The organism is Microbacterium meiriae (genome assembly GCF_025143875.1).
GTDB lineage: Bacteria > Actinomycetota > Actinomycetes > Actinomycetales > Microbacteriaceae > Microbacterium > Microbacterium meiriae.
This window is the reverse complement of the sequence record NZ_JAMBDU010000021.1, coordinates 32,412-54,978: the sequence shown is the minus strand read 5'-3', so window position 1 is coordinate 54,978 and position 22,567 is coordinate 32,412. Positions and strand designations below refer to the sequence as shown.

Genomic DNA, 22,567 nt, shown 5'->3' with positions numbered 1-22,567 from the left:
CCATGAGCACCCCCATCCGTCTCGGCACCCGTCGCAGCGCGCTCGCGCAGGCGCAGTCGGGCCACGTCGCCGCAGCGCTCGAGAAGGTCACCGGCCGGCGCGTCGAGCTCGTCCCGATCACCAGCGAGGGCGACACCAATCGCGCCTCGTTGTCGGAGATCGGCGGCCTCGGCATCTTCGCCACCCGTCTCCGTGAGGCCCTCCTCGCCGGCGAGTGCGACTTCCTCGTGCACTCCCTCAAGGATCTCCCGACCGCGGTGCCGGAGTCGCTCGTCATCGCCGCGACGCCCCGACGGGAGGATGCCCGCGACGTGGTGCTCACCCGACACGGCATCCCGCTGCACGAGCTGCCGGCCGGGAGCGCCGTGGGCACCGGGTCGCCCCGCCGTATCGCGCAGGTCCACCGCCGTGCGCCCCGCGCTCACGTCGTGGACATCCGCGGCAACGTCGACTCCCGGCTCTCCCGCGTCGCGTCCGGCGAGTTGGACGCCGTGATCCTCGCCGCCGCCGGGCTCTCGCGGCTGGGCACCGATTCGCCCCTGCATCGCGAGGAGCTCGGTCTCGCGGAATGGCCGACGGCGCCGGGCCAGGGGTCGCTGGCAGTCGAGACGCGGGCGGATGCCCCGGAGGAGCTGCGCGCGGCGCTGTCCGCGCTGGACCACCGCGAGACGCGGCTCGCGATCACGGTCGAGCGAGCCATCCTGGAGGGCCTGGACGCCGGTTGTCAAGCCCCCATGGCGGCGCACGCCGTCGTCCAGGGGGCCGAGATCCGCGTCAGGACAGTGGTCTACGCCCCGGACGGGGGGCGCCGGATCGGTCTGGACGTCACGGAAGCCCTGAACGGGGAGTATATTCATCGGAACGGCAGTGGCAATGGTGCGGATGCTGCCGATGGTGCAGACCCGATGCACGCAGCGCGTGAGTTCGGGCTCGCTGTTGCCCGTCGGCTGCTCGATCAAGGGGCGGCCGACCTCGTCCCTCAAGAGCAATCCGAATTGTCATGACCACTTCTGAAAGCAAGCAGGACCGACCGCTGGACGGCTGGCGCATCCTCGTGCCCCGTGGCGGACCCTGGGGCGACAGCGTCGCCGCGAGTCTCCGGAACCTCGGGGCCGTTCCCGTCGTCGCCCCGCTCATCAACTTCGCGCCCACGACGGACCAGGCGACGCTCGACCGGGCGCTGGAGCAGCTCGCGGCCGGTGAGTTCGATTGGCTGACCGTCACGAGCGCGACCACGGTGGACGTGCTGTTCGCCCACCGCGCCGTCGTGCCGAAGACCACGAAGATCGCGGCCGTCGGCGAGACGACGGCCACGGCGCTGCAGGCCGTGGGCTACGAGGTCGCCCTGGTGCCGGAACAGGACAACTCCGCGCAGGGCATGGCGCAGCAGCTCATCGCCCTGGAGCACGAGCCGCGCCGGATCCTGGCGCTGCGCAGCGAGATCGCCAAGCCCGTCCTCAGCCTCCTCCTTTCCGACGCGGGGCACGACGTGCACGGCGTCGTCGCCTATCGCACGGTCGGTGTCCCGGTGACGGAGCGCATCCGCCGCGATGTCGAGAACGGCCGGATCAACGCGATCCTCATCACCAGCGGTTCGGTGGCCGAGCAGGTGCGGGAACAGTTCCCCGAGATCCCGGACGAGACGCTGCTCGCGGCGATCGGTCCCCGCACGGCGAAGGACGCCGAGCGCGCCGGTCTCCCCGTCTCGGTGGTCGCCGACCGGCAGACCATCGATGCGCTGATCGAAGCCGTCTCGCAGTTCACCCTTCCGCACGCGGCAGACGAGTTCGCGCCGTGAGCTTCCCCGACATCCGCCTGCGCCGACTTCGCCAGTCGCGCGCCGTCCGCGACCTCGTGCGCGAGACCTCTCTCGAGCCCCGGCAGCTCGTGCTCCCGCTCTTCGTCCGCGAGGGCCTGAGCGAACCGGTCGCCATCGGTTCGATGCCCGGTGTCGCCCAGCACTCGATCGACTCGCTGCGCGCTGCGGCCGCGGAGGCCGCGGAGGCCGGGGTCGGCGGCGTCATGCTGTTCGGCGTTCCCGCGGTGCGCGATGCCCGGGGCTCCGGCGCGGACGACCCGCAAGGCATCCTGAACGTCGCCACCGAAGCGCTGGCGGCCGAGGTCGGCGACGCCCTCGTCGTGCAGACCGACCTCTGTCTCGACGAGTTCACCGACCACGGTCACTGCGGCGTCCTCGCCGCCGACGGCTCTGTGGACAACGACGCGACCCTGGAGCGGTACGCCTCGATGGCCCTGGCCCAGGCGCGCGCAGGGTCCCAGCTGCTCGGGCTGTCCGGGATGATGGACGGCCAGGTCGCCGTGATCCGTCAGGCGCTCGACGCCGAGGGGTTCACGGACACGCTGATCCTGGCGTATGCCGCGAAGTACGCGAGCGCGTTCTACGGCCCGTTCCGCGAAGCCGTCGACTCGCAGCTCCAGGGCGACCGCCGTACGTACCAGCTCGACCCCGGCAACCGCCGCGAGGGCGTGCGGGAGGCCCTGGTCGACGAGGACGAGGGCGCGGACATCGTCATGGTGAAGCCGGCGATGGCCTTCCTGGACGTGCTCCGCGAGGTGCGCGACGCCGTGACCGTCCCGGTCTGGGCGTACCAGGTGTCGGGCGAGTACGCGATGATCGAGGCCGCCGCGGCGAACGGGTGGATCGATCGGCGTGCCGCGGTGCTCGAGTCGCTGCTCTCGATCCGTCGCGCGGGTGCCGACGCGGTGCTGACCTACTGGGCCACGGAAGCCGCCCGCTGGCTGCGCGGCTGAGCCTCCCTCCTGTCCGCAGACGGCCTTCGAAGGGCAGGCGGCGGGTTAGCCTGGAAGGGATGCCGGGAGAGCTCCGTGCATCCACGGAGGAGCCTCGATGACCGACCGCAATGACGACCTTTTCTCTGCCGCCCGTGCGGTGATCCCCGGTGGGGTGAACTCTCCGGTGCGCGCCTACGGGTCGGTCGGCGGGACGCCGCGGTTCCTCGCCTCGGCGCGGGGAGCGACCGTGACCGATGCCGCGGGCAACGAGTACGTCGACCTCGTCGCGTCGTGGGGCCCCGCCCTGCTCGGCCACGCACAGCCCGAGGTCGTCGCCGCGGTGCAGGAAGCCGCCACCCGCGGGCTCTCGTTCGGCGCTCCCACCGAGGGGGAGGTCGAGCTCGCCGCGCTCATCGCAGACCGCGTCCGCTTCGGCGAGATCCGTCCCGTCGAGCGTGTCCGGTTGGTCTCGACCGGCACCGAGGCCACCATGACCGCCATCCGCCTCGCTCGCGGCGCGACCGGCCGCGATCTGCTCGTGAAGTTCGCCGGCCATTATCACGGCCACTCCGACGGCCTGCTCGCCGAGGCCGGCTCCGGGGTCGCCACCCTCGCGCTGCCCGGCTCGGCAGGCGTGCCCGCGCCGATCGCTGCGCAGACGCTCGTGATCCGCTACAACGACCCGGAGGCGCTCGCCGCCGTCTTCGCCGAGCACGGCCCGCGGATCGCGGCCGTCATCGTCGAGGCCTCGGCGGCGAACATGGGCGTCGTCCCTCCGCTGCCGGGCTTCAACCGCCTCATCGCGGAGACCGCCCACGCGCACGGCGCCCTCATGATCCTCGACGAGGTCCTCACCGGATTCCGGGTGCACCCGGCGGGCTTCTGGGGACTCCAGGCGGAGGCGGGGGAGGACTACCTGCCCGACATCCTCACCTTCGGGAAGGTCGTCGGCGGCGGTATGCCGCTGGCGGCCCTCGGCGGTCGTGCCGAGGTCATGGACCTTCTGGCGCCGCTCGGCCCGGTCTACCAGGCGGGCACGCTCTCCGGGAACCCGCTGTCGGTGGCCGCGGGCCTGGCCACGCTGCGACTCGCGACGCCCGAGGTCTACGCGACCGTCGACGCCGCAGCCGCTCGGGTGTCGTCGGCGCTGGACCGCGCGCTCGGCGAGGCCGGGGTCACCCACGCTCTGGCGTCCGCCGGCAACCTCTTCAGCGCGTCTTTCCGGGCCTCCGCTCCGCGCGACTACGCCGAGGCGCAGGCGCAGGAGTCTTTCCGGTACGCCGCGTTCTTCCACGCGATGCGCGAGCACGGGGTCGCGCTGCCGCCGAGCGTCTTCGAGGCCTGGTTCCTCACCGCCGCGCACGGCGAGGACGAGCTCCAGCGCATCGAGGAAGCCCTGCCGCACGCCGCCCGGGCCGCCCTCACCGCGCGTCCCTGACTTCCGCCGCCGCTCGCTCGCGCGAAGACAGGCGCCCGCTCGGGAACGGGGGCCCCTGGACCCTGCTGCCTGATGTCGCGCGGATGCCTGCGCAGGGAGCGGCGGTCGCGAGGTCGGCGAGATCAGGCGCTCGCGCGGAGTCAGGCTTGCACTCCCGGTAGCGGCCTGTTCCGGCGTGAGCGCCTGTCCTCGCGGGAGGTGGTTGCTGCGGGTGGGCGTGTGGGTGATTCCGACAAGGGATCGTTGCGTTCCTGTGAGCAACTTCCAGCCAACCGGGAGGGCGGCGCTGGCAGACTGGGGGCATGGTGACGTTGTTGCTGGATCAGACGCAACTCGAGGTCGTGCTCTCGCCCATCGAACGTGCCGCCACCTTCCACCGTGAGAACGTCCGCATCGTGCGCGACACGATCACCAAGGTCCAGCTGACCGATGACGCCTGGACCTGGCTCCGCGGCGTCCCGAACCCGGGCACCCACATCCCGGGCGTGCTGGCGGCGGGGAGCTGGAAGGCCGCGGGCAGCCTCGACTTCGTGCTGATCCGTCGCCGTCGCCCCAGCGTGGTCGTCGATCTCGAGGGCGACCCGCAGTACAACCGGCTGATCCTCACCACCCGGCACGGCCTCGCGCTCACGCAGGCTCTCCGTCTCCCCGTGTCGGAGGAGCCCGCGACGGTCGAGGAGATCGTCGCCACGGCCCCGACTCCCGTCTCGAAGGGCAGTCGCCGGCCCGTCATCCGGCCCCGTCCGGCCTGACCTCAGACGCAGAACGCCCTCCCGATCGGGAGGGCGTTCGTGTGTGCGGTTCAGCCGTGGTTCTCGTCGGAGCGCGCGCCGTGGTCCTCGTCCGCCTGCGCGTCGGGTGCCTGCTCCTGACCTGGAGCGTGCGCACCGGGCTCCTCCGAGGACTCGTCGTCCGCGGATGGCTGCTCCTCGGACGATGCGGTCTCGGCGGGGGCGTCGCCCTCCGCGGACGCGAGCGGGTAGTCCCTGGGCTCGTCCTCGTAGTAGGCGCGGGCGGCGGCGGCGAGCATGGAGCTCACGGCCGCGGATCGCGGGTCCTCGTCGTCGGTCGCGGGGTCGGATGCCTCTGCCGGCTGCGTCGTGTCGGCGGTCGCGGTCTCGTCGTTCGCGGCGGACGCGGCGTCGAGCTCGGAGAAGAACTCCACGCCCGCGGGCTCCGCTTCGTCGGCCGCGGACTCCGCGTCCTCTGCGTCGGTCGTGTCGTCGGCGGCGTCGATGTCAGACGGAGCCTCGGGGCCCTCGATCTCGGCGCCCGCTGCGGGGACGGACGCGTCGGGTGTCGTCTCGTCCGACTCCCCTGGGGCGGGAGCGTCCTGTCCCGCCGACTGCTCGGGCGACGTGCGCGCCTCCGCCGTGTCTTCGTCCGCCATCTCGGCGGAGGATGCCGCGAACAGGGCGGCGAAAGAGCGTCGCGGGGACTCGGTCGCGGGCACCGGCGCGGGAGCGCCGAAGAGGATGTCGTCGAACGAACGCGAGGAGTCGGACTCCGCGTCGGACGCGGTGTCGGGCTCCGCATCCGTCTCCTCCTCGGCATCGCTCAACGTCAGCGCCGCGGTCTCCTCGACCACGGGGATGACCTGGACGGTCTCGTCGCCCGCAGCGGTCTCGACCACGGTCACGAGCCGGGTGGTCTCGTCGTCGACCGGGCCCTCGGCTCCCGCCGTCTCGTCATCGTCGCCGGACCCGGTGGCCGCGGCGTCGCCGGGGATCTCCGTGCTGAGGTCATCGGCGAGAGCCGCGGCACCGCCGGCCGCGAGCGCGGAGGCGGCGGCACCGGCGGCCGCATCGCCTGTCGTGACCGTCTCGGTCCCGGTCGAAGCGTCTTCCGACGGTTCGACCGCCGGAGCGGTGTCGAACCGGCCGCCGCGCATGAGGTCGATGAAGACGTCCTCCAGCGTCGGGCCTCGCTGCACGAGCGTGCTCAGAGCGATACCGGCGTCCGCAGCCACGGCGCCCACTCGGCTCGCGTCGGTGCCGCGCACGGTCAGGCCGGAGCGGAGCACCTCGATGTCGAACCCGGCGGCGACCAGCGCGGTCGTGAGGCCCGGGCGATCGACGGAGTCGACGACCACCGAGCCGCCGGCCGGATCGGCGAGGGTCTCGATGCCGCTCGACAGCACGAGGCGTCCCTTGGAGAGCACGAGGACGTGGTCGGCGACCTGCTCGATCTCGCTGAGCACGTGGGACGAGACCAGCACCGTGCGGCCTTCGTCGGCGAGGCGACGCATCAGCAGACGCATCCAGCGGATGCCCTCGGGGTCGAGACCGTTCGCCGGCTCGTCGAACACGAGCGCTCCGGGGTCGCCGAGCAGCGCGTGGGCGACGCTGAGGCGCTGGCGCATGCCGAGCGAGAACCCGCCGATGCGCGTGTCCGCTTCGCCCTCCAGGCCGACCAGGGAGATCACCTCGTCGACGCGGGCGAGGCGGATGCCGTTGGCCTTCGCGGCGATGGTGAGCTGACGACTCGCGGTGCGGCGCGGCCGGTAGGCCGTCTCCTCCAGGACCGCGCCGATGGTGCGCAGTGGCTGGCGCAGCTCCGCGTACGCGACGCCGCCGATCGTGGCGGTGCCGGACGTGGGGCGCACCTGGCCGAGCAGGATGCGCAGGGTCGTCGTCTTGCCCGCGCCGTTGGGGCCGAGGAAAGCGGTGACCGCGCCGGGCTCGACCCGTGCGGAGAAGTCCGAGACGGCCGTCACCTCGTTGAAGCGCTTCGTCACATTCGTGAACTCGAGCACCTGTCCTTCGGGCATCCGGGACCTCTCGTTGCGATGAACAGTTCCTCCTATCCTGCCGGAAAACCGCCCCGGAACCCGCATTTCGTGCGGAATCCGGCCGCATGCGACGGGGTAGCCTGGCACCCGTGACCGATACCCTCGCCGCGCCCCGTGTCCTCATCCGCACCGAAGGAGCGCTCGGGCGGCTCACGCTCAACCGCCCTGAGGCGATCAATGCGCTCGACGAGGACATGATCGCGGCCATCACGACGGCGCTCGTCGCGTGGCGCGACGATTCCGACGTGCAGATCGTCCTCATCGACGGCGAGGGTGAGCGCGGCATGTGCGCGGGCGGCGACGTGCGCCGCCTGCACAGCCAGATCACGTCGGGTCATCCGGAGCAGTCCGCAGAGTTCTTCCGCCGGGAGTACGCGATGAACGCCATGATCGCGGAGTACCCGAAGCCCGTGGTCGCGCTCGCCGACGGCATCACCATGGGCGGCGGCATCGGTCTCGCGGGGCACGCCGCGATCCGCGTGGTCACCGAGCGCTCGAAGCTCGCCATGCCGGAGACCCGGATCGGCTTCACGCCCGACGTCGGCGGCACGTGGCTGCTGGGGCGGGCGCCGGGACGGCTCGGCGAATACCTCGGTCTCACCGGGGCCACGATGAACGGTGCCGACGCCGTGTACGCGGGCTTCGCCGACCACTTCGTCCCCTCCGACCGCCTCGACGCGCTGCGCGAGGCTCTGGCGTACCGCGCCGATCCGACGAGCCCGAGCGAGATCGTCCTGCTCTTCGACGAGACGCCGGAGCCGTCCGCGCTCCCCGACGCGCGGGAGTGGATCGACGAGGTCTTCGCCGCCTCGACCGTGCCCGAGATCCTGGAGCGGCTGCGTGCGCTCGGCACCGATGAAGCGGCCGCCGTCGCCGACCTGCTCGACGGACTGGCCCCGACCGGCCTCGTCGTGACCCTCGACGCCGTGCGGGAGGCGCGGGGGATGAGTGGGCTTCGTGCCGCGCTCGAAGGCGAGTACCGCCGGGTGCTGTGGTTCGTGAACGAGCACCCCGACCTGGTGGAGGGCATCCGGGCGCAGGTGGTCGACAAGGACCGCAACCCGAAGTGGCAGCCGGCCTCCCTCGCCGAGCTCGGCCCCGACGCCGGGGCGGCCGCGCGGGACTACGTTCCGCAGCCCGCGCTGTTCTGACGATCACGGCCCCGGTCACGACCGGGAAGTCCTTGATCGCCCGCGTGCAGAAATGGGCGGCGAGACGGGGGAGTGGTTCGCTGTGAGCGAAGGTCCTCCCGGAGGGGGATCCGAATGTCGCCGCTTCGTGGCACCCTGTCCTATGGCCGGTCGTCGGTCGGCATCCGTCTGCCGGGAGACCCGCCGCCTCCTCCTTCCTAGAAAGTCCGCCTGTGCTGGGAAAACTCCTCCTCCGATATCTGTCTCGCTACAAGTGGCTCCTCGTCGCCGTGCTGGTCTTCCAGTTCGCCAGCGCGGCCGCGACCCTCTACCTGCCCCGCCTCAACGCCGACATCATCGACAAGGGCGTCGCCCAGGGCGACACCGCGTACATCTGGCGCACCGGCCTGTTCATGCTGGCCGTGTCGCTCGGCCAGATCGTGGCCTCGGTCATCGCGACCTTCTTCGCCGCCCGCGCCGCGATGGGGGCGGGTCGTGACATCCGTGCCGACGTGTTCGGCAAGGTCAGCGGCTTCTCCGAGCGCGAGGTCTCGCAGTTCGGCGCCGGTTCCCTCATCACCCGCAACACGAACGACGTGCAGCAGGTGCAGATGCTGGCGATGATGGGCGCGACGATGCTCGTCACCGCGCCGCTGCTCGCGATCGGCGGCATCATCTTCGCCGTGCAGACCAACGCCGGGCTGAGCTGGCTGATCGCCGTCTCCGTCCCGGTGCTGCTCCTCCTCGCGGCACTCGTCATCGGCCGCATGGTCCCGCTGTTCCGCAGCTACCAGGGCAAGCTCGACAACGTGAACCGCATCATGCGCGAGCAGCTCACCGGCGTGCGCGTGGTGCGGGCCTTCGTCCGCGAGCGCATCGAGGAAGAGCGCTTCCGCGGCGCGAACACCGACATCATGGTCGTCGGCCGCAAGGTCGGCTCGCTGTTCGTGCTGCTGTTCCCGCTCTTCATGCTCATCCTCAACGTGACCGTGGTCGCCGTCATCTGGTTCGGCGGCATCGAGGTCAACAACGGCACCGTGCAGGTGGGCACGCTGTTCGCCTTCATGCAGTACATCGGTCAGATCATGGGCGGCGTCATCATGGCGAGCTTCATGGCCATGATGATCCCGCGCGCCGCCGTCTCGGCCGAGCGCATTGGCGAGGTTCTGAACACCGAGTCGACGATGACCCGTCCGGCGGACGGCGTCACTGTCTTCCCGACGCCGGGTGCCGTCGCCTTCGACGACGTGTCGTTCACCTACCCCGGTGCCGACGCCCCGGTCCTCACCGGCATCAGCTTCGCCGCGGAGCCGGGCGAGACCGTCGCCGTCGTGGGCTCCACCGGGTCGGGCAAGACCACGCTCGTCTCTCTCATCCCGCGCCTGTTCGACGTCTCCGGCGGCTCCGTGCACGTCGGCGGCACGGACGTGCGGAACGCCGACGTCGAAGCGCTGTGGGACAGCATCGGCCTCGTGCCGCAGCGGCCCTTCCTCTTCACCGGCACCGTGGCCTCCAACCTGCGCTACGGCCGCGAGGACGCGACGGACGAGGAGCTCTGGCACGCTCTCGAGATCGCTCAGGGCCGTGACTTCGTCGAGGAGATGCCGGACGGCCTGAACTCCCGCATCGCCCAGGGCGGAACGAACGTGTCCGGCGGTCAGCGACAGCGCCTCGCGATCGCGCGGGCCATCGTGCACCGGCCGCAGGTACTCGTGTTCGACGACTCCTTCTCCGCACTCGACCTCACGACGGACGCCCGTCTGCGGCAGGCATTGTGGCGGGAGCTTCCGCACGTGACGAAGATCGTGGTCGCGCAGCGCGTCTCCACGATCACCGACGCCGACCGCATCGTGGTGCTCGAGGGCGGCACGATGGTCGGAGTCGGCACCCACGAGGAGCTGCTGGAGACCAGCGAGACCTACCGGGAGATCGTCGAGTCGCAGCTGGGGGTGGACGCATGAGCGAGCAGGACCCTTCGACAGGCTCAGGGACCCAGGGTGCGGGCCCTTCGACAAGCTCAGGAACCCAGGGTGCGGGCCCTTCGACAAGCTCAGGGACCCAGGGGGCAGCGGCGCGGCGCCGCGGGCGAGGGAAGGCCCCGGCTCCCACGGCCGAGCGGGAGCTCACCGCCGAGGAGCAGTACGAGGCGGAGCTCGCCGAGCAGGCTCGGCAGCACTCCGGCGACTGGGACAGCGTCGCACCGGGCAAGGCCGACAACTTCGGCAAGAGCTTCGCCCGGATGATCGGGCTGCTCAAGCCCTCTGCCGTCTGGTTCGTCTTCGTGTCGATCCTCGGAGCGATCGGGGTCGTGCTGACCGTCGCCGCGCCGAAGGTGCTCGCCGAGGCGACGAACATCGTCTACCGCGGCTTCATCTCCATCCAGCTCGGCCAGCCGAGCGGCGACTTCCCCGGATTCCCCGCGGGGACGCCGCAGGACGTGGTGGTCGACGCGCTGCGTGATGCCGGACAGACCGACTTCGCGAACCAGGTGGGAGCGCTCGGCGACTTCCGGGTCGGCGACGGCATCGACTTCGACGCCCTGCGCTGGGTCATCGCGGCAGTTCTCGCGATCTACGTCGTGGCCGCGTTCCTCAGCTGGCTGCAGGGGTACGTCATCAACGTCATCATGGTCCGCACCATGTGGCGCCTGCGTGAGGCCGTCGAGGCGAAGATCAACCGGCTGCCGCTGGCGTACTTCGACAAGGTGCAGCGCGGCGAGCTGATCTCCCGCGTGACGAACGACATCGACAACATCACGCAGACCATGCAGCAGTCGCTGTCTGGTGCCCTGACCGCCGTGCTGACGGTGGTCGGCGTGCTCGTGATGATGTTCTCGATCTCGTGGCAGCTCGCGCTCGTGGCCCTCGTGGCGCTTCCGCTCATGGGAGTGATCTTCGGCGTCATCGGTCCGCGATCGCAGAAGGCCTTCGGCACGCAGTGGCGCAAGGTCGGGCGGCTCAACGCCCGGGTCGAGGAGGCCTTCTCCGGGCACGCCCTGGTCAAGGTGTTCGGCCGCGAGCAGGACGCCCTGGACAAGTTCAAGGCCGAGAACGAGGAGCTGTTCCAGGCGAGCTTCAAGGCGCAGTTCCTCTCGGGCATCATCATGCCGGCGATGACCTTCGTCGGCAGCCTCACCTATGTCGGCATCGCGGTGCTCGGCGGCCTCATGGTCGCGAGCGGGCAGCTGCGCCTCGGCGACGTGCAGGCGTTCATCCAGTACTCGCAGCAGTTCACGCAGCCGCTGTCCGAGCTGGGTGGCATGGCTGCGGTCGTGCAGTCCGGCACGGCGTCGGCGGAGCGGGTGTTCGATCTGCTCGACTCCGACGAGCAGGAGGCCGACGCCCCTGACGCCCCCGCGCTCCGCGAGGGCGAGGGTGTGATCGAGTTCGAGAACGTCTCCTTCTCGTACTCGCCCGAGCGTCCCCTCATCACCGATCTGTCCTTCCGGGTGGAACCGGGGCAGACCGTGGCGATCGTCGGCCCCACGGGTGCGGGTAAGACGACGCTCGTGAACCTCATCATGCGGTTCTACGAGCTCAGTCGCGGACGGATCACGCTCGACGGTCAGGACATCTCGACCATCACGCGCGACGAGCTGCGCTCCCGCACCGGCATGGTGCTCCAGGACCCCTGGCTCTTCGCCGGGAGCATCCGCGAGAACATCCGCTACGGCCGTTCGACCGCGACGGACGAGGAGGTGCTGGCCGCGGCGAAGGCGACCTACGTCGACCGCTTCGTGCACGCGCTTCCGGACGGGTACGACACCGTGCTCGACGAGGACGCGTCGAACGTCTCGGCCGGTGAGCGCCAGCTCATCACGATCGCGCGGGCCTTCGTGGCGCAGCCGTCGATCCTCATCCTGGATGAGGCCACCTCGGCGGTCGACACCCGCACCGAGCTGCTGCTGCAGAACGCGATGGCGGCGCTCCGGCACGGACGGACCTCGTTCGTCATCGCGCACCGTCTGTCGACCATCCGCGACGCCGATCTCATCCTCGTGATGGAGCACGGCGACATCGTGGAGAAGGGCACGCATGACGAGCTCATCGCGGCGCAGGGCGCGTACTGGCGGCTGTACCAGTCGCAGTTCGAGCAAGCGGCGACTGACCTCGATGCGGAAGCGGCTCTCACCGGCTCGTCTCCGGTGGTCGTGACCGGCGAGGCGGACGCGGAAGCCAGTGCCGAGGAGCAGGCGGCGGACGCCGTGGCGGGAGCAGCCGTCGGCGCCCAGGTTCCGGCGGCCGAGTCCGCAGCAGCGCAGGCGCTTCTCGACGACGGCGCGGACGGCTCCACGCCCCGCGCCTGACCCGCTTCACGCACGATGCCCCACTCCGGATCCGGAGTGGGGCATCGTGCGTCAGGACTCAGTCGTCCCCGGAGATGCCGAAGAGCTCGAGCGGGTGGGTGAGCCGCCACCACGGGCTCGGACCGTCCAGGTCCTCGTCGAGGACGAGCGCGGTCTCCGTGCTGTCGACAGGGCCGGTCGTGGTCAGGGTGCCGACCGTCCCGTCCGCCTCCCGTTCCTCCCCGAGGTCGAACACCGTCGATGCGGTCGCGCTCGCCCCGTTCCACAGCACGACGTCGGCGTCCTCGCCCGCGACCACGTCGACGCGCTCACCCCAGGCGGTGACCACGCGCCCGACCACCGTGCCCGCCGGGACGGCCGGGCCCTGGGCCTGCAACGCCGCCTCCGTCTGGGCGAACAGCGCACGGGTGAGGGCGAGACGCGCCTCGTCGTCCTCCTGGTTCAGCGCCGCGGCGTAGAGCCGGACCGTCGAGTCGCCGACGGCGACGTCCTTGGCGGTCAGCAGATTCCACCCGACGAGGGTGCCCGTCTTGATGCCGACGACACCCGGATCGGCGAGCATCCCGTTCGTGTTCTCGACCTTGCCTGCCCCGGGCAGGTCGACCGACCGGGTTCCCACGATCTCGGCGAACACCGGGTTGCGCATGGCCATCTCGCCCAGGGCCACGAGGGCCTCGGGGGTGGCGACGTTGCGTTCATCGAATCCCGACGGCGTCACCACCGTGATGCCGGAGAGCCCGCGTTCGCCGAGCCAGACCTCGGCCGCGGCGGCGAACTCCCCGTCGGACCCCCAGATCTCCGACGCCAGTCGGTCGATGTAGTTGTTGGCCGAGCCGAGCAGGGTGCCCTGCAGAAGCTGGTACTCGGTCAGCACTCCACCCACGGGGACATCGAGTGCGGACTGATTGGCGATCCGGTAGTCCCAGTAGCGGATGCTGTCGGCGTACGTGAAGGCGAACTCCGGACCCTGCTCCCCGGGGGCCAGCGGCAGACGATCCAGCACCATGAGGCTGCTGACGACCTTCGTGATGCTCGCGATGCTCACCGGAGCGGTGGTGGACGCCGCGGTCGTCATCCCGGCGATCCCGACAGCGCCGTCGCCGACCGCGGGCCAGGCGAGCGCGGCGGTGGGGGCGGCGACCGGGGTGAACTCGACGGCCTGGACGGTCGGGGCGACCTCGTGCAGCGGCCAGAGCAGCGTGGTGCCGGCGTAGGAGGCGACGAGGCCGACGAGCACACCGAGCGGGACGAGCAGTCCGGGGCCGGCGATCGCGGGTCGCAGTTTCGCGTCGCGCAGCAATCCCGCCTCGTCCTCCGTGCCGGCCGAGGCGTCGAACTCGGGCGTCGACGACTCCGCGGCGACGAGCGACGGGTCCACCCAGGTCAGCGCGGTCGCCGGAGCCGAGGCATCGGCCCACGACACCGCTTCCGTGACCGGAGGGTCGAGCGCGGGCTCGGCGGACACGGGTGCGGAGTCTTCGGGCCGCGCGTCGACGTCGACGCCGCCGGACGCCTCTTCAGGGGGATCGGAAGCGGTCACTCGCTTACGGTACCGAATACCGCCCGGAATCCGCCGTGCGCGGCTCGGGACGCGCGGGCGGAACGGGGTAGGATCGACAGCACAACCACGGGAGTCCGGCGAGCCGGGCTGAGAGGGAGCGAATCGCGCTTCGACCGTCGAACCTGATCTGGGTCATGCCAGCGCAGGGAGGAGTTCACATGAGTACGTCCACGTCCGCATCCGCGTCTGCGAAGAGCACGGCCGTTCCGGCGCGCGGCTATCTGCGCTGGCGCGTCGTCGACATCGTCGTCGCCAGCGTCCTCGGCGTCGCCGCCGGTCTGATCTTCCTGGCCTGGAACGTCGGATACCTGGGGCCGAAGGCCCTGCTCGAGCCGTTGCTTCCCGGCCTCCAAGGGCTCCTCGACGGCCCATGGCTCTTCGCGGGCGTGCTCGGCGGGCTCATCATCCGCAAGGCGGGCGCCGCGATCTACGTCGAGCTGCTGGCCGCCGTCGTCTCGGCGCTCATCGGCAACCAGTGGGGCGGCTTCCTCACGCTCGAGGCGGGCCTCGTGCAGGGCCTCGGTGCCGAGCTGATCTTCCTGCTGTTCTTCTACCGCCGCTGGTCGCTGCCCGTCGCGATCCTCGCCGGTGCCGGAGCCGCGCTCGCGGGCGGCATCAACAACCTCGTCCTCTGGTACGCCGGCTCCGGTCCTGCCTTCACCGCGATCTATCTCGTGAGCACCGTGATCTCCGGGGCGGTCATCGCCGGTGCGCTGTCCTGGGTGCTCGCGCGCGGCATCGCGGCGACGGGGGCTCTCGACCGTTTCGGCTCCGGGCGCGAGGCGCGCGTGCGCGTCTGATGTCGTCCGAGCAGGTCGCTCCCGCCGGCGTCGAGGCCCGGGGGTGGGGGTGGCGACACGCGAGTCGCCTCGCCTGGGCGCTGCGCGACGTCTCGTTCCGCATCGAGCCCGGCGAGCGGGTGCTCGTGCTCGGTGCCTCTGGCGCGGGCAAATCCACGCTGCTGCACGGCCTCGCCGGTGTGCTCGGCGGCGAGGAGGAGGGGGAGAGCGAGGGGGAGCTGCTCATCGACGGCGGCCCCGCCGTGGCCACCCGCGGTCGGGCCGGGCTCGTCCTCCAGGATCCCGACTCGCAGGTGATCCTCGCCCGAGCCGGCGACGATGTCGCCTTCGGCTGCGAGAACCTCGGGGTGCCGCGGGCGGAGATCTGGCCTCGTGTCGAGGCGGCCATGGCGGCCGTCGGCCTCGACGTGCCGCTCGACCATCCGACCGCGGCGCTCTCGGGCGGCCAGAAGCAGCGCCTCGCCCTGGCCGGCATGCTCGCGATGCGCCCCGGACTCGTGCTGCTGGACGAGCCGACGGCGAACCTCGACCCGGAGGGCGTGCGCGAGGTGAGGGATGCGGTGGAGCGGATGCTCGCCGCGCGTCCCGCCACCCTCGTGGTGGTGGAGCATCGTCTCGAGGTGTGGCTGCCCCTCCTCACGCGGGTCATCGTGATCGGCGCCGGCGGGGTCGTCGCGGACGGCCCTCCCGCGGAGGTGCTCGGCACGGAGGGGGAGCGCCTGGCGGCGGACGGCGTGTGGGTACCCGGCCGCCCGCCGGCCGAGCCCCCCGCACCACGCGCGGCGCCCGGGGACGTGCTGCTCTCGGCGCACGGGCTGGCTGTCGCACGGGTGAAGGGGCGTCCGGTGGCGCACGACATCGACCTGGACGTGCGTGCCGGCGAGGCCCTCGCGATCACCGGGCCGAACGGCGCGGGCAAGTCCACGCTGGGCCTGACCCTCGCGGGGCTCCTCCCTCCCGCAGGGGGAGCCGTGATCGCGGCGCCGTCACTCGCGCAGGGGGCCGATCCATCTCCGATCCGGTGGGCGTCTCGCGAGCTCCTCACGCGGATCGGGATGGTGTTCCAGGAACCGGAGCACCAGCTCCTCGCCCAGACCGTGCGCGACGAGCTCGCGGTCGGTCCCCGCGCCCTGGGCGTCCCCGATGACGAGGTGTCTGCCCGCGTCGACGAGCTGCTCACCCGCCTGCGGCTCGCGCACCTCGGTGCGGCGAATCCGTACACGCTCTCGGGCGGGGAGAAGCGCCGCCTGACGGTCGCGGCCGCGATCGCCACGAGACCCCGGGTGCTGATCCTCGACGAGCCGACCTTCGGCCAGGACGCCCGGACCTGGGCCGAGCTCGTGGCGATGCTCGCCACCCTCCGGGACGAGGGATCGGCGATCGTCACCATCACCCACGATCTCGATGTGGCGCGCGCTCTGCACGCCACCCGGTTCGTCCTGGGGGCACCGGCATGACGGCGCTCGCCCCCGCCCCCGCCCGCACCGGCGTCGTCGCCCGCATCAATCCGGTCGCCAAGCTGGGGGTGAGCGCGCTCATCGCCGTGCCGCTGGTCCTCACGCTCGACCCGGTGTCGGCGGCCGTCGCCCTGGCACTCGAAGCGGTGCTGTTCCTCTTCGCGGGCATCGGCTGGCGGGAGTTCTGGGTGCGCACGTGGCCGGTCTGGCTCGCGGCGCCGCTGACCGGTCTCACCATCGCCCTCTACGGCGAGACGAGCGGCACCGTCTACGTCGACTGGTTCGTGCTGCGCATCAGCGAGGGGTCGCTCGCGCTCGCCGTCGCCACGATGCTGCGCGTGCTCGCGATCGCCTTGCCCTCCGTGGTCCTGTTCATCACGGTGGATCCCACGGATCTCGCCGACGGCCTCGGGCAGATCCTGCGGCTTCCGGCCCGATTCGTCCTCGGCGCGCTCGCCGGCCTGCGCATGGTGGGACTGTTCCTCGACGACTGGCGTGCTCTCGAACTCGCCCGTCGCGCGCGCGGCGTGGCCGACCGCGGGCGCATCCGGCGCTTCCTCGGCATGGCCTTCGCCCTGCTCGTGCTGTCGATCCGCCGGGGCGCGAAGCTCGCGACAGCGATGGAGGCGCGGGGCTTCGGCGCCCCCGGTCGTCGCACCTGGGCGCGCGAGTCCCGCTTCGGTGCGTCCGAGTGGATCCTGCTCGCCGTGGGGGCGGCGATCTCCGGGACGGCGATCGCCGCCGCGGTCGCGACCGGCGCCTGGAACTTCATCCTCGGGCCGTCCTGACCCTCACCCGTTTCGGACGAGGGTCCCTGGAGGTCGGTCGGAGGCGGGGCTAGCGTCCGCAGGAGACAGTGGCAATCGACACCGACCGAAAGGGACGTCCCATGAGCATCTCCTCCGCCGACGACCAGCCGCTCTTCACGCGGCCGGGCGAGGCCACCGTCGCACCACGACACGTCATCCCCGACACCGAGTCGCTCCCCGCGACGGCGAAGCAGATCGTCGAGGACGAGACGATCCTCGACGGCAACGCACGCCTCAACCTCGCGACCTTCGTCAGCACCTGGATGGACGACGAGGCGAAGCAGGTCTACATGGCCTCCTTCGACAAGAACATGATCGACAAGGACGAGTATCCGCAGACCGCCGCCATCGAGGACAACTGCTGGCACATGCTCGCGAACCTGTGGAAGGCCCCGGATGCGGCGCGCAGCATCGGCACGTCGACGATCGGCTCCTCCGAGGCGTGCATGCTCGGCGGTCTCGCGTTCAAGCGTCGCTGGCAGCAGGCCCGCCGTGCCGCCGGCAAGGACGCCTCCACGCCGAACCTCGTGATGTCGAGCGCGGTGCAGGTGTGCTGGGAGAAGTTCTGCAACTACTTCGACGTCGAGCCGCGCTACGTGCCCATCAGCGAGGAGCACAAGACGCTCGACGGCCACGATCTCGAGAAGTACGTGGACGAGAACACCATCGGGGTCGTCGCCATCATGGGCGTCACCTACACCGGCATGTACGAGCCGGTGGCGGAGATCGCCGCGGCGCTCGACGCGATCCAGGAGAAGACCGGCCTCGACATCCCGATCCACGTGGACGGCGCCTCCGGTGCCATGATCGCTCCGTTCCTCCAGCCGGACCTCGTGTGGGACTTCCGACTGGAGCGTGTGCACTCGATCAGCACCTCGGGACACAAGTACGGTCTCGTCTACCCCGGCCTCGGCTGGGTGGTCTGGCGCGACGCGCAGTGGCTGCCGGAGGACCTCGTCTTCCAGGTGAGCTACCTCGGCGGGGAGATGCCTACCTTCGCCCTGAACTTCTCCCGCCCCGGTGCTCAGGTGCTGCTGCAGTACTACCTGTTCCTCCGCCTCGGGTTCGAGGGCTACCGCGCGGTGCAGCAGGCCTCGCAGGACGTGGCGAAGTTCCTCTCCGCGGGCATCGCGAAGCTCGACGCGTTCGAGTTGTGGAACGACGGCAGCGACATCCCGGTGTTCGCCTGGCGCCTGAAGGACGGGCACACCGACAAGTGGACGCTCTACCACCTGCAGGATCGGCTCCGGATGCGCGGCTGGCTCGTCCCCGCGTACCCGATGCCCGCCGATCTGGAGGACCTCACAGTGCAGCGCATCGTCGTGCGCAACGGGCTCAGCATGGACCTGGCCGCCGAACTGCTCGACGCCATCACCGCCGAGGTGGCCCACCTCGACGCGCTCACGGCCCCCATGCCGTCCGACCACCCCGACTCGGCGTTCCACCACTAGGGGGCCGAGATGTCCGCTCCGCAGTCCGGTCCGACCGGCGCCGCGCCCGCGCCGCGCGTCTCCCGTCCCGCCGTCGCCGTCCTCGGCATCGGCCAGCTCGCCCTGCTCACCCTCGTCGTCGTGGCGAGCCTGCGGTCGCTGCCCGCGATGGCGATCTACGGCCTCGGCAGCATCATGCTGTACCTCATCCCCGCGGTGCTGTTCCTCGTCCCCACCGCCCTCGTCGCCGCGGAGCTGGCGACGGGGTGGAAGGGCGGGGTGTACGTCTGGGTGCGGGAGGCCCTCGGCAACCGCTGGGGATTCACCGCGGTGTGGCTGCAGTGGATCCAGAACGTCGTCTGGTTCCCCACGCAGCTCGCGTTCGTGGCCGGCGCCCTCGCCTTCGTCTTCCTCGACCCCTCGCTGTCCAGCTCCGGCTTCTTCACGGCCGTCATCATCATCGTCTGCTACTGGGGCGCCACGCTCGTCACGCTCCGCGGCGGCGACCTCTTCGCCAAGCTGGGCTCGTGGGGCGGCATCATCGGCACGCTGTTCCCGGCGGTGCTGCTCATCGTGTTCGGGGCGGTGTGGGTCTTCAGCGGGGAGAAGAGCCAGGTACCGCTCGAGGCCTCGGCGGTGATCCCGCCGTTCACGGGTCTCGCGTCCATCGTGCTGATCGTCTCGAACGTGCTCGCCTACGCCGGTATGGAGGTGAACGCGGTCCACGTGAATCAGATGAAGGATCCCGGCAAGGGCTACCCGCGCTCGGTGTTCCTCGCCGCCGGCCTCATCCTGCTCGTCTTCATCCTGCCCACCATCGCGATCGCGGTCGCGGTGCCCAAGAAGGAGCTCGGGCTGACGAACGGCATCATGCTCGCGTTCGGGGAGTACTTCGACCACTGGGACATGGGATGGGCGACGGCCGTCGTGTCCGCGCTCATCGCCGCCGGTGCCCTCGCCTCGGTCGTGACGTGGGTCGCCGGTCCCTCCAAGGGTGTGCTGGCGGCGGCGGAGACGGGACTGCTCCCGCCGCTGCTGCAGAAGCGGAACAAGGCCGGTGTGCAGTCCGGCATCCTGATGCTCCAGGGGACCATCGTGACGATCCTCGCGGCGATCTTCATCATCGTGCCCAACGTCAGCGCCGCCTTCGTGGCGCTCATCGACATGGCCGCCGCGCTGTACCTCATCATGTACATGCTCATGTTCGCCTCGGCGATGGTGCTGCGGCGGAAGGCGCCTGACGTCCCCCGTGCCTACCGGGTGAAGGCTCTCCCGTTCGTCGCCGGCGTCGGGTTCTTCGCCTGCCTCGCGGCGTTCCTGCTCGCCTTCATCCCGCCCGACGGCTTCACCGCGTTCCCGGCCGCCGCGTACCCGTGGATCGTCGGTGTCGTGATCGTCGTGCTCGGCGCTCCGCCGTTGCTGTTCTACGCGCTGCGGAAACCGTCGTGGGATCGGCGCCCGGCCGACGGGAGCCTCCTCAGCGACGCCCACCCGGAGGCGTGAGCCCGGCTCAGGACTCGTTCCAGAGCCGTCGGTAGTACTCCAGCCTCGGGCGGTCGGGGTCGACGCCGTAGGCCGCGATGAGCGTGTCCTCCCACCCGGGACCGAAGTTCCACAGCGTGCTCATGGCGGCCACGGCGATGTCGGCCCACCGGTCGGCGACCCCGAGCGCGGCGAGGTCGACGTGGGCGACCGGACGGCCGTCGTCGTCGAGCAGGGTGTTGGGGAGGCACGCGTCGCCGTGGCAGACCACGAGCCGGTCGATCGACGGCGGCTCGAGCAGGTCCGTCGGCACCGTCGTGCCGCGGGCGGCGGCGTTCGCGATGCGCTCCGCCGGGCTCCACGTCCACGGGCACTCCGCGACGGGGAGGGCGTCGTGCAGGAGGCGCAGACCGACCCCGACCGCGCGCACGGCGGTCTCCGGAGACGACGCCCAGCGCGGATCCACCGCACTGCTGCCGGGGAGGGCTGTCGTCACGAGCCACTCGTACGCCTCGTCCTGGCCCTGGGAGATCACCTCGGGCACGGTGGTCCAGGTGCGGGCCCAGCGCATCCGCTCGGCCTCGTCACGCATGTTCGCCTCGGGATCGAGGGGACCCCATTTGATGTAGCGGCCGTCATCGGTGCGGAAGGTCAGGCCGCCGAGCGCGTTGCGCCACGCGGGGGTCAGTGCGGGCCCGGCGGCGAGTTCGCGCACCCGGGCGGGGACCTCGACGGACGCTGCGGGGATGCTCACCCGTCCATCCTGCCGGAACGCCGGTGTCGTAGGCTCGGGGGCGACGCGGCAGGCCTGCGGTGACACCAAGAACCGCATAGGCTGGGACTGCGTTCCATGCATGTCGCACGACGACGTTCGAAGGAGAACATCAGATGCAGATCAGCGGACAGGGGGCCCTCGTCACCGGGGGCGCCTCCGGACTCGGACTCGCGACCGCCCGTCGGCTCACGGCCGCGGGCGCGCACGTCACCATCATCGACCTCGCCTCGTCGAAGGGGGAGGAGGTCGCGGCGGAGCTCGGCGGTCTCTTCATCCCCGCCGACGTGACGAGCGTCGACGAGGTCAAGGCCGCCATCGCCGCCGCACAGGCCGCCGCACCGCTACGGGTCGTCGTGAACTGCGCCGGCATCGCCCCGCCCGCCAAGGTGCTCGACCGGGACGGCGCCCCCGCCGTCCTCGCCGACTTCGAGCGGATCGTCCGGATCAACCTCGTCGGCACGTTCAACGTGATCTCCCAGGCCGCCGCCGTCATCGCCGCGAACGAGCTGCACGACGAGGAGCGGGGCGTGGTCGTGAACACGGCGAGCGTCGCCGCGTTCGACGGGCAGATCGGGCAGCCGGCGTACTCGGCCTCCAAGGGCGGGGTGCACGCGATGACCCTGCCGATCGCCCGCGAGCTCGCCCGCCACGCCATCCGGGTGTGCACCATCGCCCCCGGGATCATGGAGACGCCGATGCTCATGGGGCTGCCGCAGGAGGCGCAGGACTCGCTCGGTCAGCAGGTGCCGTTCCCCGCTCGCCTCGGACGCCCCGACGAGTACGCCGCCCTCGTGCAGCAGATCGTCGAGAACGGCTACCTCAACGGCGAGACCATCCGCCTCGACGGTGCCATCCGCATGGCCCCGCGGTGACCCCTCCCGGCGTTCGAATCGCCTGAATGACCCGATTCGAGCCGGAAATCCAGCCAATCACGCGATTCGAAACGAGAACCATGAGCACACTCGCCGGAAAGACCATCCTCATGTCGGGCGGCAGCCGCGGGATAGGCCTCGCGATCGCCCTGCGCGCGGCCGCGGACGGCGCGAACATCGCGATGCTCGCCAAGACCGACTCCCCGCACCCGAAGCTCGAGGGCACCGTGCACAGCGCTGCCGAGCAGATCCGCGCCGCCGGCGGCCAGGCGCTGCCGATCGTGGGCGACGTGCGGGACGACGACCACATCACCGAGGCCGTCATGAAGACGCAGGGCGAGTTCGGCGGGATCGACATCGTCCTCAACAACGCCAGCGTCATCGACCTCTCCCGGTCGCTCGACCTCTCCGCGAAGAAGTACGACCTGATGCAGGACGTGAACGTCCGCGGGACGTTCATGCTCTCCCGGGCCGCGGTGCCCATCCTCAGGGACGCCGAGAACCCGCACATCCTCTCGCTCTCGCCGCCGCTGAACCCCACCCCGAAGTGGCTCGGCGCCCACACCGGGTACACGCTGGCGAAGTACGGCATGACGATGGTCACGCTCGGACTCGCGGCGGAGTTCGCGGCCGACGGCATCGCCGCCAACACACTGTGGCCGCGCACGACGATCGCGACGGCCGCGGTGCAGAACCTCCTCGGCGGGGACAAGGTGATGGCCGCGAGCCGGACGGCGGACATCTACGCCGACGCCGCCTATGCCGTGCTCACCCAGCCGGCGCGCACGTACACGGGGCAGTCGCTGATCGTGGAGGATGTGCTCGAGGCGAACGGCGTCACCGACTTCTCGGGCTACGCCGCCGTCCCCGGCACTCCGGACAGCGCGCTGTTCCCCGACATCTTCCTCGACTGACGCGCCTCGACAGGCTCGGCGACCCACCGCTGGGTCCCCGAGCCTGTC

18 protein-coding genes and 1 riboswitch are annotated in these 22,567 nt (G+C 71.1%); of the genes, 15 read left to right on the top strand and 3 right to left on the bottom strand.

The window, feature by feature from the left end; all coding sequences use genetic code 11:
* Window positions 1-2 precede the first annotated feature (2 nt).
* The 5 genes from hemC (at window position 3) to M4D53_RS12925 (ending at window position 4,944) form a co-directional block, all read left to right on the top strand.
* Complete coding sequence (gene hemC / locus M4D53_RS12945) at window positions 3-1,004, top strand: hydroxymethylbilane synthase (protein ID WP_187662560.1); 1,002 nt, start codon at window positions 3-5, stop codon at window positions 1,002-1,004.
* Window positions 1,001-1,798 carry a uroporphyrinogen-III synthase gene (locus tag M4D53_RS12940; protein ID WP_187662559.1) on the top strand — a complete coding sequence of 266 codons (798 nt, stop codon included), beginning with the start codon at window positions 1,001-1,003 and terminating at the stop codon, window positions 1,796-1,798. The genes hemC and M4D53_RS12940 overlap by 4 nt, the downstream gene beginning before the upstream one ends.
* Window positions 1,795-2,772, top strand: coding sequence for a porphobilinogen synthase (gene hemB / locus M4D53_RS12935; RefSeq protein WP_259954389.1), 978 nt, complete (start codon window positions 1,795-1,797; stop codon window positions 2,770-2,772). The genes M4D53_RS12940 and hemB overlap by 4 nt, the downstream gene beginning before the upstream one ends.
* Before the next feature lie 97 nt (window positions 2,773-2,869).
* Complete coding sequence (gene hemL, locus M4D53_RS12930) at window positions 2,870-4,192, top strand: glutamate-1-semialdehyde 2,1-aminomutase (protein WP_259954388.1); 1,323 nt, start codon at window positions 2,870-2,872, stop codon at window positions 4,190-4,192.
* A 302-nt stretch (window positions 4,193-4,494) separates the two neighbouring features.
* Entirely contained in the window at window positions 4,495-4,944 is a 450-nt protein-coding gene (locus M4D53_RS12925) for a hypothetical protein (protein ID WP_136052962.1), read from the top strand.
* 50 nt (window positions 4,945-4,994) lie between these two features.
* On the opposite strand, the gene M4D53_RS12920 is transcribed toward M4D53_RS12925, so the two are convergent.
* The gene (locus tag M4D53_RS12920) at window positions 4,995-6,962 is read right to left on the bottom strand and encodes an ATP-binding cassette domain-containing protein (RefSeq protein ID WP_259954387.1); all 1,968 of its coding nucleotides are present in this window, start codon (window positions 6,960-6,962) and stop codon (window positions 4,995-4,997) included.
* Window positions 6,963-7,072: 110 nt separating this feature from the next.
* Between M4D53_RS12920 and M4D53_RS12915 the strand changes: the two genes are divergently transcribed.
* The 3 genes from M4D53_RS12915 (at window position 7,073) to M4D53_RS12905 (ending at window position 12,419) form a co-directional block, all read left to right on the top strand.
* Window positions 7,073-8,134, top strand: a complete 1,062-nt coding sequence (locus M4D53_RS12915; RefSeq protein WP_259954386.1) for an enoyl-CoA hydratase/isomerase family protein — start codon at window positions 7,073-7,075, stop codon at window positions 8,132-8,134.
* Between the two features lie 212 nt (window positions 8,135-8,346).
* The gene (locus M4D53_RS12910; protein ID WP_187662555.1) at window positions 8,347-10,074 is read left to right on the top strand and encodes an ABC transporter ATP-binding protein; all 1,728 of its coding nucleotides are present in this window, start codon (window positions 8,347-8,349) and stop codon (window positions 10,072-10,074) included.
* Entirely contained in the window at window positions 10,071-12,419 is a 2,349-nt protein-coding gene (locus M4D53_RS12905) for an ABC transporter ATP-binding protein (RefSeq protein WP_259954384.1), read from the top strand. The genes M4D53_RS12910 and M4D53_RS12905 overlap by 4 nt, the downstream gene beginning before the upstream one ends.
* Before the next feature lie 58 nt (window positions 12,420-12,477).
* Here M4D53_RS12905 and M4D53_RS12900 read toward each other — a convergent pair whose 3' ends face one another.
* Window positions 12,478-13,959 carry a D-alanyl-D-alanine carboxypeptidase family protein gene (locus M4D53_RS12900; RefSeq protein WP_259954382.1) on the bottom strand — a complete coding sequence of 494 codons (1,482 nt, stop codon included), beginning with the start codon at window positions 13,957-13,959 and terminating at the stop codon, window positions 12,478-12,480.
* 77 nt (window positions 13,960-14,036) lie between these two features.
* A riboswitch (TPP riboswitch) is annotated at window positions 14,037-14,148 on the top strand.
* Here M4D53_RS12900 and M4D53_RS12895 point away from each other — a divergent pair.
* The 5 genes from M4D53_RS12895 (at window position 14,139) to gadC (ending at window position 19,979) form a co-directional block, all read left to right on the top strand.
* Window positions 14,139-14,780, top strand: a complete 642-nt coding sequence (locus tag M4D53_RS12895; protein WP_187662552.1) for an ECF transporter S component — start codon at window positions 14,139-14,141, stop codon at window positions 14,778-14,780. Its footprint overlaps the riboswitch before it by 10 nt.
* The gene (locus M4D53_RS12890; protein WP_259954380.1) at window positions 14,780-16,237 is read left to right on the top strand and encodes an ABC transporter ATP-binding protein; all 1,458 of its coding nucleotides are present in this window, start codon (window positions 14,780-14,782) and stop codon (window positions 16,235-16,237) included. The genes M4D53_RS12895 and M4D53_RS12890 overlap by 1 nt, the downstream gene beginning before the upstream one ends.
* Window positions 16,234-17,025: an energy-coupling factor transporter transmembrane component T family protein gene (locus tag M4D53_RS12885; protein WP_259954378.1), complete on the top strand. Its 792-nt coding sequence runs from the start codon at window positions 16,234-16,236 to the stop codon at window positions 17,023-17,025. The genes M4D53_RS12890 and M4D53_RS12885 overlap by 4 nt, the downstream gene beginning before the upstream one ends.
* Before the next feature lie 101 nt (window positions 17,026-17,126).
* A complete protein-coding gene (gene gad, locus M4D53_RS12880) occupies window positions 17,127-18,497 on the top strand; it encodes a glutamate decarboxylase (protein WP_259954376.1) in 1,371 nt (456 codons plus the stop codon).
* Between the two features lie 9 nt (window positions 18,498-18,506).
* Window positions 18,507-19,979: a glutamate/gamma-aminobutyrate antiporter GadC gene (gadC, locus tag M4D53_RS12875; RefSeq protein ID WP_259954375.1), complete on the top strand. Its 1,473-nt coding sequence runs from the start codon at window positions 18,507-18,509 to the stop codon at window positions 19,977-19,979.
* 7 nt (window positions 19,980-19,986) lie between these two features.
* Here gadC and M4D53_RS12870 read toward each other — a convergent pair whose 3' ends face one another.
* Window positions 19,987-20,712 (bottom strand): aminoglycoside 3'-phosphotransferase, encoded by a 726-nt coding sequence (locus M4D53_RS12870; protein ID WP_259954374.1) that lies wholly within the window; start codon window positions 20,710-20,712, stop codon window positions 19,987-19,989.
* Window positions 20,713-20,846: 134 nt separating this feature from the next.
* Between M4D53_RS12870 and M4D53_RS12865 the strand changes: the two genes are divergently transcribed.
* Window positions 20,847-21,605, top strand: coding sequence for an SDR family NAD(P)-dependent oxidoreductase (locus M4D53_RS12865; RefSeq protein ID WP_259954373.1), 759 nt, complete (start codon window positions 20,847-20,849; stop codon window positions 21,603-21,605).
* An 80-nt stretch (window positions 21,606-21,685) separates the two neighbouring features.
* Entirely contained in the window at window positions 21,686-22,519 is an 834-nt protein-coding gene (locus M4D53_RS12860; RefSeq protein ID WP_259954372.1) for an SDR family oxidoreductase, read from the top strand.
* Window positions 22,520-22,567 lie beyond the last annotated feature (48 nt).